Here is a 12,938-nt window from a genome sequence, read left to right as displayed (position 1 = left end):
GGTGGCTGGGGCAGTGTAGCCGCCGCTTCAGGGTAGCTCGATGCCAGCCTCGCGCAGCAGCCGCGCCAGCGCGATCAACGGCAGGCCGATCAGTGCGCTGGGGTCGCGGTTGTCGATCGCCTCGAACAGGCTGATGCCGAGGCCTTCGCATTTGAAGCTGCCGGCGCAGTCCAGCGGCTGTTCGCGTTCGACGTAGCGGGCGATCTCCGCCGCGTCCAGTTCGCGGAAACGCACGCGGGTGTGGTCGACGTAGGTGTGGCGGCGGCCATCGCGGGTGTCGAGCAGGCACAGCGCGGTGTGGAAATGCGCTTCGCGGCCGGAGCTGGCGGCGAGCTGGGCGCGGGCGCGTTCGGCGTTGCCGGGCTTGTCGAGAACTCGTCCGTCGAGTTCGGCAACCTGGTCGGAGCCGATCACCAGCGCGCCAGGATGTTCCCGCGCCACTGCCTCGGCCTTGGCGATCGCCAGGCGCAGGGCGCGTGCGGCGGGAGGCTCATCCGGCTGCGGGGTTTCGTCGGTGCCGGGCGCGGCCTGCTCGAAATCCGCAAGCAGCCGGCGCAGCAGTTCGGCGCGGTAGCGTGAGGTCGAGCCCAGCACGATGCGCGGTGTCTGCAGCGCGCTCATGTGTCCGATTCGCGCCGGATGTGTTCGCGCATCGCGCTGTTGAGATCGGTCTGGGCCTGGTCGAGGGCCTTCAGCAATGGCCGCAGGCGGTCGCGGGTGCCGCGCATGGAGGCGGCGGCTTCGTCCAGTTCATGCTGGCTGGCGCGGGGCGAGCGGTCGCGGATCCACAGGCGCTGCTGCAGCAGCGCGCGCAGGCCGGCGTCGATCGCGTGTTGCGCGTCCTGTTCGCTGGCGGCCGGCAGGTCGGGATTGAGCGACATCACCGCATGCGCCTGCTGCAGGCCGCTGCGACAGGTTTTCAGGTCGGTTTCCAGCCGGTCGGCCAGGTCGAGCAGGGTCTGGAGGCTGCTGCCGCGCCTTGTCTGGCGCCGGCGCAGCAGCATGGCGGCGGCCACCAGGGCAATCAGCAGCGCCAGCAGCACGACGGCACCGAGCGTCAGATAGGAATTCAAGGGCAAGGGCTCGGGCAACGGGATGTTCAGTCTGCCCCATCGGAGCGGGATCAGGCAAAATGAGCACCGGCGGCGCGGGGCGATGCCGTTCCGGTGCCGCGCCGGTTGACTTCGCGCCGTGTCGAACCTAACATTCCGCGATTATGTCCGTGACACTGCCAGAGTCCGTGGACGCTTGGCGCATGGTCTCGGCGCGGCGTTCGTTCGAGGGAGCGCTACCCATCGCGGCCCTGTCCCGCCTGTGTGGGGTATTGGCGGACACCGATGGACAGCTGCAGTACGGGCTGGATTTCGGCCGTGACGAGCTGGGCATCAGCTATGTCGACGTTCACGTGCAGGCTTCGCTGGCGCTCGTTTGCCAGCGCACGCTGGAGCCGTTCATGCTGCCGGTGGCGGTGGATACGCGGCTCGGCCTGATCCGGCAGGAGCACGACGAGGCAGGTTTGCCGCCGGATTGCGAGCCGCTGCTGGTGGCCGAGGATGGCCGCTTGAATCCGGCGGATGTGATTGAAGACGAATTGCTGTTGGCGCTGCCGCTGGTTCCGGTCAACCCGGACAGCAGCCTGCCCGACGAAGTGACAGGCCATGAACCGGATCGTTCCGGCGAGGGGCGTTCCGAAAGTCCGTTCGCGGTGTTGCGCGAACTGAAGAAGTAACCGCTGGTCCGGATCACCGATCCGGGCCATGACGCAGCAGATCACCTTAGTTTCAACCATCGAGTTTCAGCTGGAGAACCATCATGGCCGTTGCCAAGAGCCGCCGTACCCCGTCCACCCGCGGCATGCGTCGTGCGCACGACGCGCTGAAGACCGTGCAGCTGTCCACCGACCCGACCAGCGGCGAGGTGCATCAGCGCCATCACATCACCAAGGACGGCTACTACCGCGGCAAGAAAGTGATCGAGACCAAGGGCGCGGTGTCGGTCGAGGATTGATCGGCTTCGCGGAACCCCGCGGGGTTCCCGGATTCCGGTCAGGCGAGACGGCGCGGCAACGCGCCGTTTTGCGTTGACGGACACCACGAATGCCGCAGGGGACGGTTGCGCTGGCGCCGTTCAAGGCGTTCAATCCTTCGTTTACGTTGATGGACAGCTGAATGGCCCAGATCTATTCCCGCATCATCGCCACCGGCAGTGCGTTGCCCGAGCGCGTGGTAACCAACGCCGATCTGGAAAAGATCGTCGACACCAGTGACGAGTGGATCCGCACCCGCACCGGCATCCGCCAGCGCCATATCGCCGCCGACGGCGAGACCACCGGCGACCTGGCCTTCCGCGCCGCGCAGCAGGCGCTGGAAGCGGCGGGCGTCAAGGCATCCGAACTCGACCTGATCGTGCTGGGCACGACCACGCCGGACATCATCTTCCCGTCCACCGCCTGCCTGGTGCAGGATCGCCTCGGTGCGAACGGCTGCGCCGCATTCGACGTCAACGCGGCCTGCTCAGGCTTCATGTACGCGCTTGGCATTGCCGACAAGTTCATCAAGAGCGGCCAGTCGAAGAAGGCGCTGGTGATCGGCGCCGAGACGCTGACCCGGATGGTCGACTGGGGCGAGCGCGAGACCTGCGTGCTGTTCGGCGACGGCGCCGGCGCCGTGGTGCTGGAAGCTGCCAGCGAACCGGGCATCTACGCCACCTGCCTGCACGCCGACGGCGGCTACAAGGAACTGCTGTGGAACCCGGTCGGCGTGTCGGCCGGCTTCAAGGACGAGCCGAACCACGGCGTGCGTATCCGCATGGCCGGCCGCGAGGTGTTCAAGGTCGCGGTGAAGACGCTCGACTCGCTGGTCGGTGAGACCCTGCAGGCCGCCGGCATGGATGAGTCGCAGGTGGACTGGCTGATCCCGCACCAGGCCAACCTGCGCATCATCGAGGCCACGGCGAAGCGGCTGAACATGTCGATGGAGCGCGTCATCGTGACGGTCGACAAGCATGCCAACACCTCGTCCGGTTCGGTGCCGCTGGCGTTGGACTACGCGGTGCGCTCGGGCAAGGTGCAGCGCGGCCAGAACCTGCTGCTGGAGGCGTTCGGCGGCGGCTTCACCTGGGCGTCGGCGCTGCTGCGCTATTGAGCCCCATGGTCCCGAGGCGCTCGCCACGATGCTGCCCGCTTGGGTGGCATCGTGTTTTGTGTCCCGGAAAACGTTGAATACAGCTGCGTATGGCCGGCAATGCTGGCACCATGGCGGTTTTCGTCGACGGGGTTCGCCCAATCCATGAGTTCCATTGCCGCTACGCTCGCTTTCGTTTTCCCCGGCCAGGGCTCGCAATCGGTCGGCATGCTGGCCGAGCTGGCGGCAGCGCACGCTGAAGTGCAGGCTGCGTTCGAGGAAGCCTCGCAGGGTGCCGGCGTCGACCTGTGGGCACTGAGCCAGGGGCAGGAAGAACAGCTCAACCGCACCGAGAACACCCAGCCGGCACTGCTGGCCGCCAGCGTGGCGGTATGGCGCGTGTGGCAGAAGCTCGGCGGCACGCAGCCGGCGCAGCTGTCCGGCCACAGCCTGGGCGAGTACAGCGCGCTGGTCTGCGCCGGCGCGCTGTCGCTGCATGATGCGGCGGCGCTGGTGGCCGAGCGCGGCCGCTTGATGCAGGCGGCGGTACCGCCAGGGGTGGGCGCGATGGCGGCGATTCTCGGCGGCGACGACGCGCAGATCGCGCAGGTGTGCGCGGAAGTGGCACAAGGGCAGGTGGTGGCGCCGGCCAACTACAATTCGCCGGGACAGCTGGTGATCGCCGGCAACGTCGAGGCGGTGGACCGCGCGCTGGCCCGGCTCGCCGAGCTGGGTGTGAAGAAGGCGATCAAGCTGGCCGTGTCGGTACCCTCGCACTGCATGCTGATGCGCGGAGCTGCCGACCGCCTGGGTGATCGCATGGCCGCGATCGACTGGCAGCTGCCGTCGACCCCGGTGATCCAGAACGCCGAGGCGAGGAGCTACGCCACGCTCGACGAGATCCGCGGCGCGCTGCAGCGCCAGCTGTACCTGCCGGTGCGCTGGACCGAATGCGTGCAGGCATTGGCCGCCGGTGGTGCCACGCGCGTCGCCGAATGCGGTCCGGGCAAGGTGCTGGCCGGCCTGGTCAAGCGCATCGACAAGAGCATCGAGGCGCGCGCGATCGGCACCCCGGCCGAACTCGACGCCGCCCGCGCCGAGTGGGCCTGAACACAGCTTCCGATTTACGAAGGAACGATCCATGAGCAAACCACTGCAGGGTGAAATCGCGCTGGTCACCGGCGCCAGCCGCGGCATCGGCGCGGCGATCGCGGACGAGCTGGCGGCGATGGGCGCCACCGTGATCGGCACCGCCACCAGCGAAGGCGGCGCGGCCGCGATCGGCGCACGGCTGGCCGCGCATGGCGGCCATGGCCGCGTGCTGGACGTCACCGATGGCGCCGCGGTCGAGGCGCTGGTCGATGCGGTCGCAAAGGAGTTTGGCGCGGTGTCGATCCTGGTCAACAACGCCGGCATCACCCGCGATCAGTTGCTGCTGCGCATGAAGGAAGAGGACTGGCAGGCGATCATCGACACCAACCTGAGCTCGGTCTACCGCACCTCCAAGGCAGTGCTGCGCGGCATGATGAAGGCGCGCAAGGGCCGCATCGTCTCGATTGCCTCGGTGATCGGACTCACCGGCAACCCGGGCCAGGCCAACTACGCGGCGGCCAAGGCGGGGATCATCGCGTTCTCCAAGTCGCTGGCGCGCGAAATCGGCGGCCGCGGCATCACCGTCAACGTGGTGGCGCCGGGCTTCATCGACACCGACATGACGCGCGCACTTCCCGAGGAGTCGAAGCAGGCGCTGCTCGGCCAGATCGCGTTGGGGCGGCTGGGTGAGGTGACGGACATCGCCAGGGCAGTGGGTTTCCTGGCTTCGCCGGCGGCAGCCTACATCACCGGGGAAACCCTGCACGTCAACGGCGGCATGTACATGCCGTAGGTCGGATGGACGCAGTTGTCGCCAGCGAACCCGTTTTGGGCGACAATTGCGCTTTCGCGCCGGTCATGGGGGACAGCGTGCCTTCGTCATCGGCCAAGCGTGGCGGCCTCGCGGTTTAGCCACTACAATGCGCCGGCCTTTCGCGGGCCTCGCGCCGGCACAGACAATCAATTACTCCCTTGAGAGGTATGGGCAACATGAGCACCATCGAAGAGCGCGTCAAGAAAATCGTCGTCGAGCAGCTCGGCGTGAAGGAAGATGAAGTCACGGCGAACGCTTCGTTCGTGGACGATCTGGGCGCAGATTCGCTGGACACGGTGGAGCTGGTGATGGCGCTCGAGGAAGAGTTCGAGACCGAGATTCCCGACGAGGACGCCGAGAAGATCACCACCGTGCAGCAGGCCGTCGATTACATCAAGGCCCACTCCAAGGACTGATCGCCACGGAATTGATCGCCGCCGACCGGGCCGGCCTGCTTCGCGCGGGTCGATCCATTCACGCGGCGGCACCGAACGCTGCGCCTTCTTGGCGCAGTTTTCGTTTCTGCAATTTGTAACGTCCGACCCCGTATGGTGGGCAGGATGCCCGCCAGGCACGATCGGGCGACGTCCCTGCGACCTGCGCGGGACGGCTGCCGGCAGCGGCAGATCCACGCAATCACCCAAGGAACATCAGCATGAGCAAGCGACGTGTGGTAGTGACCGGCATGGGCATCATCTCGCCGGTCGGCAACGACATCGCCAGCGCCTGGGATCGTGTGCTCAAGGGCGTCAGCGGCATCGGCCCGGTCACCCATTTCGACACTTCCGCTTATTCCACGCGCATCGCCGGCCAGGTCAGCGGCTTTGATCCGGCTGAGTGGATGCCGCTCAAGGACGTCAAGAAGATGGACCCGTTCATCCACTACGGCGTGGCGGCGGGTACCCAGGCCCTGCGTGATTCCGGGCTGGAAGTGACCGAGGCGAACGCGCCGCGCATCGGCGTGGCGGTAGGCGCCGGCATCGGCGGCCTGTACACGATCGAAGCGACCACGCTGGAACTGGCGGCGAAAGGTCCGCGCCGGGTCTCGCCGTTCTACGTGCCCAGCTCGATCATCAACATGGTCTCGGGCCAGCTGTCGATCATGTTCGGCCTGAAGGGCCCGAATATCGCCTGCGTCACCGCCTGCACCACCGGCGCGCACAACATCGGGCTGGCCGCGCGGATGATCCAGTACGGCGATGCCGATGCGATGATCGCCGGCGGCGCCGAGTTCGCCACCACCGGCACCGCGATGGCCGGCTTCTGCTCGGCCAAGGCGATGTCCACCCGCAACGACGAGCCGGCCAAGGCCAGCCGTCCGTGGGACAAGGACCGCGACGGTTTCGTGCTGTCCGACGGTGCCGGCGTGCTGATGCTGGAGGAGTACGAGCACGCCAGGGCCCGCGGCGCGCGCATCTACGCCGAGCTGGTCGGCTTCGGCATGAGCGGCGACGCGTTCCACATGACCGCGCCGAGCGAGGGCGGCGAAGGCGCAGCGCGCTGCATCCAGACCGCACTGGACGACGCCGGCCTCAATCCGGCTGACGTGCAGTACGTCAACGCGCACGGTACCTCCACGCCGCTGGGCGACCTCGGCGAGGTGATGGCGGCGAAGAAGGTGTTCGGCGACCATGCGTACAAGCTGGCGATGAGCTCGACCAAGTCCACCACCGGCCACCTGCTCGGTGCGGCCGGCGGCGTCGAGGCGATCTTCAGCATCCTGGCGCTGCGCGATCAGGTGCTGCCGCCGACGATCAACCTGGACGAGCCCGGCGAAGGCTGCGACCTCGATTTCGTGGCGAATACCGCACGCGAGGCGAAGGTCGAGGTGGCGATCTCCAACTCGTTCGGTTTCGGCGGCACCAACGGCACGCTGGCCTTCCGTCGCGTCTGACCGATCGCTTGGGCGTGACCTGCCATCGCCGTATCCTGGACGGCCGGCGCGACCTGCTCGCGCCGGCCGCTTCGTTTCCCGGGCGCTATCCCTGCCTGCTGGAAAGCGCGGTGCATGGTACCGCGCAGTCGCGCTACGACATCCTGTTCGCGTTCCCGCGCGAACGGCTGACCTTGCATGCCGACGGCGGCCTGCGCGATGACGACGGTACCGTGCGCGAAGGGCGTTTTCTCGATGCGCTGGATGCCGCCTGGCAGGCCGAGCGACTGCCGCCGGAGCACGATGGCCTGCCGTTCCACGGCGGCTGGGTGCTGCTGCTGACGTACGAACTGGCCGGCGAAATCGAGCCGACACTGGAACTGCGGCCGCCATCGACGCTGCCGCTGGCGCTGGCCGTGCGCTGTCCCGCCGCGGCGATCGTCGACCACCTGCGCGACTGCACGATCCTGGTCGCCGAGGCCGGCCTCGAGGATCTGCTCGACGCACTGGAAGCCGATCTCGCCGTTGCACCGTCGATTCCGCCGCTGCCTGCGCCGATCGCCTGGGAAGAGGACGAGCCGCGACGGTTCCTCGACGGCGTGGCGCGCATCCACGAGTACCTCTACGCCGGCGACATCTTCCAGGTGAACCTGTCGCGTGCCTGGCGCGCGCGCTATGTGCAGCCGCCGGTGCCGGCGTCGCTGTACGCGGTGCTGCGCCAGGCCAACCCGGCGCCGTTCGCCGGCCTGCTGCAGCAGCCGGGCTGGGCGGTGGCCAGTTCCTCGCCGGAACGGCTGGTCGAGGTGCGCGATGGCGTGGCGCAGACGCGGCCGATCGCCGGCACGCGTCCACGGCTGCCCGGCGATGACGAGTCGGCACGCATCCGCGAGCTGAGCGCGCACCCCAAGGAACGCGCCGAGCACGTGATGCTGATCGACCTGGAGCGCAACGACCTCGGCCGCGTCTGCGTGCCGGGCACGGTCGAGGTCGACGAGCTGATGACGGTGGAGAGTTACGCCCACGTTCACCACATCGTCTCCAATGTACGCGGACGCCTGCGCGCCGAGGTGACGCCCGGCCAGGTGATCGCCGCCACGTTTCCCGGCGGCACCATCACCGGCTGTCCCAAGGTGCGCTGCATGGAAATCATCGCCGCGCTGGAAGACGCGCCGCGCGGCGCCTATACCGGCGCGCTGGGCTATCTCGATCGCAACGGCGAGCTCGACTTGAACATCCTGATCCGCACCCTGACCCTGGCCGACGACGAAGTCAGCCTGCGCGCGGGCGCCGGCATCGTGGCCGACTCGGTGGCCGCCAGTGAACTGGACGAGACCCGCGCCAAGGCGCGCGGCTTGCTGCGTGCGCTGGGAGTGCCGGACTGATGACAGCGCGCATGCTGGTCGACGGCGTGGCATCGGTGCAGGTGTCGGCGCTGGATCGCGGCCTGGCCTATGGCGACGGGTTGTTCGAGAGCATCCGTCTGATCGGCACGATCGCGCCGCTATGGTCGCGCCATATGCGGCGGCTGGCCGAAGGCTGCGCGCGTCTGTATATCCCGGCGCCCGATCCGGCGCAGCTATGGCGCGAGGCGCTGGAGGTCAGCTGCGGCATGGCGGCATCGGTGCTGCGCATCACGGTCACCCGCGGTATCGGCGAGCGTGGCTACGGTCTGCCGGCGGCGCCGCGGCCAACCCGGGTGGTAGCCGCCTTCGCGCCGCCGCCGGTCGCCGCCGGCGTCTACGCGCAAGGCGTGCGTATGCGCGTATGTAATATCCGACTGGCGGAACAGCCGCTGCTGGCCGGCCTCAAGCACCTCAACCGGCTGGAGCAGGTGCTGGCGCGCGCCGAGTGGAACGATCCGGCGATCGCCGAAGGCGTGCTGCTCGATAGCCACGGGCGGGTGATTTCGGCGACCATGGCCAATCTGTTCGCGGTGGTCGACGGCGAGTTGCTGACGCCGGCGCTGGATCGCTGCGGCGTGGCCGGGGTGGCCCGTGCCGAAGTGCTGGCGGCGTGCCCGCAGGTGCGGGTCGGCGAGCTGACGCTGGCGGCTCTGCGCGGCGCCGGCGAGGTGTTCCTGAGTTCGAGCGTGCGCGGCATCCTGCCGGTGCGTTCGCTGGATGACGGCAGCTATGCGCCGGGCGCAACGACGCGCCGCTTGCAGCAGCATTGGTGTGATCTGGGATTTTCGATGGAGCAGGGCGAATGAGCGACCAACCGGTGCGCAGGCGCACATGGCCACGGCGACTGTTGCTGATCGTGCTGCTGCTGGCGGCCGGTGCGCTGGCCTACGGCTGGCTCGACTACGCCCGCTTCGGTTCCGCGCCGCTGAACGTGGCGGCGCAGGGCGACAGCATCGACATCGGCCGCGGCAGCAGCTTCAAGGGCATCGTGGGCGAATTGCACCAGCGCGGATTCAGCACGGCCAGCCCGTGGTACTGGCGGCTGCTGGCCGAACAGATGCACGTGGCCGGCAAGCTGCATGCCGGCGAATACGCGCTGGAGCCCCGCACCACGCCGCGCCAGCTGCTGGCGAACATGGCTGCCGGCCGGGTGCTGCAGCGCAATTTCACCATCGTCGACGGGTGGACCTTCGGCGAGCTGCGCCAGGCGCTGGCCCGGGCCGAGAAGCTGAACCACGACAGCACCGCACTGGACGATGCCGCGGTTATGCAGAAGATCGGCGCCGGCGGCGAAGCTCCGGAAGGCCGCTTCCTGCCCGAGACCTACGCCTACGTGAAGGGCGACAGCGACCTGGACATCCTGCGCCGCGCGCATACGGCGATGGTGAAGACGCTCGACGAACTGTGGGCGGGACGTGCGCCGGACCTGCCGCTGGCCACGCCGTACGAGGCGCTGATCCTGGCCTCGATCGTGGAGAAGGAAACCGGCATTCCGGCGGAGCGCGCGCAGATCGCCGGCGTGTTCGTGCGACGGCTCGAAAACCACATGCTGCTGCAGACCGACCCCAGCGTGATCTACGGCATGGGCGTGCACTACGCCGGCAACATCCGCAAGAGCGACCTCACCACCGATACGCCATACAACACCTATACCCGCGCCGGCCTGCCACCGACGCCGATCGCGCTGCCGGGCAGGCCGGCACTGGTGGCAGCCTTGCACCCGGCTGCCGGTGATGCGCTGTACTTCGTGGCGCGCGGCGACGGCGGCCACGTGTTCTCCAGCACGCTGGAGGAACACAATCGCAACGTCGACTGCTACCAGCGGAAGCGCTGCCGATGACCAGCCCGCGCGGAAAATTCATCAGCCTCGAGGGCGGCGAGGGCGCCGGCAAGAGCACCTTGCTGGCCGGCCTGTGCGAATACGTCGAACGGCACGGCATTGCGCTGGTGCAGGCGCGCGAACCCGGCGGCACCGCGGTGGGCGAGGCGGTGCGCGCGATCGTGCTTGATCCGGCCCAGCGAGGGCTGGCCGCCGAGACCGAACTGCTGCTGATGTTCGCCTCGCGCGCGCAGCTGGTGCGCGAGGTGATCGAACCGGCCCTGGCTGCCGGGCAATGGGTACTGTGCGACCGCTACACCGACGCCAGCTACGCCTACCAGGGCGGCGGCCGGGGGCAGCCGGCGGAGCGCATCGCGGAACTGGAGCGCTGGGCCTGCGCCGGCGTGAAGCCCGATCTGACCCTGCTGCTCGACCTGCCGGTGGCAACCGGACGCGCCCGCGCCGCTGGCCGCGGCGACGCCGATCGCATCGAGACCGAGGTCGATGCGTTCTTCGAGCGGGTGCGCGCCAACTATCGCGAACGCGCCGCGGCCGAGCCGCAGCGCTTCCGGGTGATCGACGCCAGCCAGTCGCCTGCCGCCGTACTGCAGGCGGCAACCCGGGCGCTGGCGGCGTTGCTGGAGGAATCGCCGGCATGAGCGGACTGCCCTGGCACGCCGAACACTGGGCGCGCCTGCAGGCGCGCCGCCAGCGCGACGCGCTGCCGCATGCCCTGCTGCTGTGCGGCGCCACCGGCCTGGGCAAGCGCGCGTTCGCGCAGCGTTTCGTGCAGGGCCTGCTGTGCGCCGAACCGGTGGGCGGCGACGCCTGCGGGCATTGCCGCAGCTGCCTGCTGCTCGCCGCCGGCTCGCATCCGGACGTGGTCACGCTGAGCTTCGGTTTGCGCAAGGATGGCGTGCAGCGCAGCGAGATCGTGGTCGACCAGATCCGCGAACTGTCGGCACGGCTGGCCATGAGCAGTCAGTTCGGCGGCTGGCAGGTGGCGCTCATCGACCCGGCTGACGCGATGAACGCCGCAGCCGCCAATGCGCTGCTGAAGACGCTGGAGGAACCGGCCGCGCAGACCATGCTGATCCTGCTGGCCGATGCGCCGTGGCGGCTGCCGCAGACCATCCGCAGCCGCTGCCAGCGGATCGAATTCCAGCTGCCCGCCAGCGCCGACGCGCTGACCTGGCTGCAGGCCGAAGGTGTGCGCGATGCCCCGGACGCACTCGTCGCTGCCGGCGGCAATCCCGGCCTGGCCAGGATCTGGGCCGCGGAGGGTGCGCTGGAACGCCGGCAGGAAGTGCGCAAGGACCTGGCCGCGCTGGCGGCCGGCCGCGGCCAGCCGACCGAGGTGGTCAAGCGCTGGCTGGACAGCGAGCCGTCGCAGCGGCTGTGGTTTGCCGCGCAGGCCAGTGCCGACGAGATCAAGGCGCGCTCGGCGCAACGCGCGGGGCCGCTGGCCAGCGCGCTGGACGTCGAGGCGCTGGGTCACTGGTACGACGCGGCCAATCGCACCCGCGAGGGCCTGCGCGGCCCGCTGCGCGCCGACCTGCTGCTGCTGGAACTGCTGGCGCAGTGGCGATGAGCGGCAGCGGCGTCCGCTCATCGCCGGCGCTGGCGCCAGCGAGCGGGGTGCCGGTATTTTCGGCGCAGACCCGCGTGCTGGTGGTGGCACCGCATCCGGATGACGAGACCATCGCGACCGGGCTGCTGATCCAGCAGGTGCAGGCGGCCGGCGGCGAGGTGCGGATCGTGCTGCTGACCGAAGGCGACAACAACCCCTGGCCGCAACGCTGGCTGGAGCAGCGCGTGCGTATCCGCGCCGCCGACCGCCAGCGCTGGGGGTGTCGCCGCCATGCGGAGATATTGCAGGCACTGGCCTGCCTGGGCGTGCCGGCGCCGGCGCTGCAATCGCTGGGCTGGGCGGATCTTGGTCTCACCGATACGTTGCTGCAGTCGCCCAGTCCGTCGGTATCGGCGCTGGCGGCGGCGATCAGCCAGTTCGGCCCCAGTCTGGTGGTGGCGCCGGCACTGGCCGACCGTCACCCCGATCACGCCGCGGCGCATGTGCTGGTGCGCCTGGCACTGGCGGAACAGGCCGAGCCGCCGGTGTTGCTGAACTATCTCGTGCATGGTCGCGGCGGTGACGGCGAAGTCTTCGAGGTGCATGGCACGGCGCAGCAGTTGGCGTGCAAGCGCGCCGCACTGGCCGAGCATCGCAGCCAGATGGCGCTGAGCGGCAAACGCATGCTGCGCCTGGCTGCCCGCCCCGAGCGCCCCGCCGGGCTGTCGACGCCGCTGGGCGCGTTGCCATGGCGACCACCGTTCTGGCTGCGGCCATGGCTGCGGCTCAGCGTGGTGGACCAGGCGGGAGCGCGCAGCTGGCGTTGGCGTGATGCGCCACTGTGGCGCGACCGGGTCGGCGGCTTCCATCTTTCGACGCCAGCGGCGGCGGAGGGTTTGCCGTGTTTCGTGCGCCTGGCATTGACCTTGCGCTCGCCCTGGATCTTCGACCACTGGGGCTGGTGCGAGCTGTCTGCCGGCGCCGGTTCGGCGCCCACGCCGACGGCTTGACCGCTCCGGCATCGGCCGCCGAGGGCCCGGCCAGCGCTTCGTGCGCGACCTCCATGGCGCTGGACGCTGCGTAATATTTCGCGACCGGAAACCGACATGACCGGCATCGTCGCGGACCTGGCCGGCTAGCGATGACCGCCATGGCCATGGATGCGCGCAGGTGCGGCTATGCGGAAGCCTCGCACAGGCTCTAAGATCGGGCCATCGACCGCGGCATTCGAACGTCCGGCAGGAG

Annotated in this window: 15 protein-coding genes; 13 read left to right on the top strand and 2 right to left on the bottom strand. The window is 69.1% G+C overall.

The annotated features are described in order from the left end of the window. Positions 1-27: 27 nt before the first annotated feature. Positions 28-621, bottom strand: a complete 594-nt coding sequence (locus tag UUA_RS07700; RefSeq protein ID WP_008435651.1) for a Maf family protein — start codon at positions 619-621, stop codon at positions 28-30. After that, the gene (locus UUA_RS07695) at positions 618-1,073 is read right to left on the bottom strand and encodes a hypothetical protein (protein ID WP_008435649.1); all 456 of its coding nucleotides are present in this window, start codon (positions 1,071-1,073) and stop codon (positions 618-620) included. Before UUA_RS07695 ends, UUA_RS07700 begins: the two co-directional genes overlap by 4 nt. Before the next feature lie 143 nt (positions 1,074-1,216). On the opposite strand from UUA_RS07695, the gene UUA_RS07690 reads away from it, so the two are divergent. The 13 genes from UUA_RS07690 (at position 1,217) to UUA_RS07630 (ending at position 12,703) form a co-directional block, all read left to right on the top strand. Beyond that, positions 1,217-1,729, top strand: coding sequence for a YceD family protein (locus UUA_RS07690; RefSeq protein WP_425476889.1), 513 nt, complete (start codon positions 1,217-1,219; stop codon positions 1,727-1,729). A gap of 83 nt (positions 1,730-1,812) precedes the next feature. Beyond that, positions 1,813-2,007, top strand: coding sequence for a 50S ribosomal protein L32 (rpmF, locus tag UUA_RS07685; RefSeq protein ID WP_008435646.1), 195 nt, complete (start codon positions 1,813-1,815; stop codon positions 2,005-2,007). 161 nt (positions 2,008-2,168) lie between these two features. Continuing rightward, a complete protein-coding gene (locus UUA_RS07680; protein ID WP_008435644.1) occupies positions 2,169-3,143 on the top strand; it encodes a beta-ketoacyl-ACP synthase III in 975 nt (324 codons plus the stop codon). 144 nt (positions 3,144-3,287) lie between these two features. Next, the gene (gene fabD / locus UUA_RS07675) at positions 3,288-4,232 is read left to right on the top strand and encodes an ACP S-malonyltransferase (RefSeq protein WP_008435642.1); all 945 of its coding nucleotides are present in this window, start codon (positions 3,288-3,290) and stop codon (positions 4,230-4,232) included. Positions 4,233-4,263: 31 nt separating this feature from the next. Continuing rightward, positions 4,264-5,007, top strand: coding sequence for a 3-oxoacyl-ACP reductase FabG (gene fabG / locus UUA_RS07670; RefSeq protein WP_008435640.1), 744 nt, complete (start codon positions 4,264-4,266; stop codon positions 5,005-5,007). Positions 5,008-5,204: 197 nt separating this feature from the next. Next, positions 5,205-5,444 carry an acyl carrier protein gene (gene acpP, locus UUA_RS07665; protein ID WP_007513179.1) on the top strand — a complete coding sequence of 80 codons (240 nt, stop codon included), beginning with the start codon at positions 5,205-5,207 and terminating at the stop codon, positions 5,442-5,444. A gap of 239 nt (positions 5,445-5,683) precedes the next feature. Continuing rightward, a complete protein-coding gene (fabF, locus tag UUA_RS07660; RefSeq protein ID WP_008435628.1) occupies positions 5,684-6,922 on the top strand; it encodes a beta-ketoacyl-ACP synthase II in 1,239 nt (412 codons plus the stop codon). A gap of 14 nt (positions 6,923-6,936) precedes the next feature. Further along, the gene (locus tag UUA_RS07655; RefSeq protein ID WP_050981828.1) at positions 6,937-8,283 is read left to right on the top strand and encodes an aminodeoxychorismate synthase component I; all 1,347 of its coding nucleotides are present in this window, start codon (positions 6,937-6,939) and stop codon (positions 8,281-8,283) included. Continuing rightward, on the top strand, positions 8,283-9,110 hold the full coding sequence (gene pabC / locus UUA_RS07650; RefSeq protein WP_039953691.1) for an aminodeoxychorismate lyase: 828 nt from the start codon (positions 8,283-8,285) through the stop codon (positions 9,108-9,110). Before UUA_RS07655 ends, pabC begins: the two co-directional genes overlap by 1 nt. Next, complete coding sequence (mltG, locus tag UUA_RS07645; protein ID WP_008435622.1) at positions 9,107-10,144, top strand: endolytic transglycosylase MltG; 1,038 nt, start codon at positions 9,107-9,109, stop codon at positions 10,142-10,144. Before pabC ends, mltG begins: the two co-directional genes overlap by 4 nt. Continuing rightward, entirely contained in the window at positions 10,141-10,782 is a 642-nt protein-coding gene (gene tmk, locus UUA_RS07640; protein WP_008435620.1) for a dTMP kinase, read from the top strand. The genes mltG and tmk overlap by 4 nt, the downstream gene beginning before the upstream one ends. After that, complete coding sequence (gene holB / locus UUA_RS07635; RefSeq protein ID WP_008435618.1) at positions 10,779-11,714, top strand: DNA polymerase III subunit delta'; 936 nt, start codon at positions 10,779-10,781, stop codon at positions 11,712-11,714. Before tmk ends, holB begins: the two co-directional genes overlap by 4 nt. Next, complete coding sequence (locus UUA_RS07630) at positions 11,711-12,703, top strand: PIG-L deacetylase family protein (RefSeq protein WP_008435617.1); 993 nt, start codon at positions 11,711-11,713, stop codon at positions 12,701-12,703. Before holB ends, UUA_RS07630 begins: the two co-directional genes overlap by 4 nt. Positions 12,704-12,938 lie beyond the last annotated feature (235 nt).

It is taken from the genome of Rhodanobacter thiooxydans LCS2 (assembly GCF_000264375.1).
Lineage (GTDB): Bacteria > Pseudomonadota > Gammaproteobacteria > Xanthomonadales > Rhodanobacteraceae > Rhodanobacter > Rhodanobacter thiooxydans.
The sequence above is the reverse complement of the archived record's forward strand: the minus strand, read 5'-3'. Positions and strand labels throughout refer to the sequence as shown.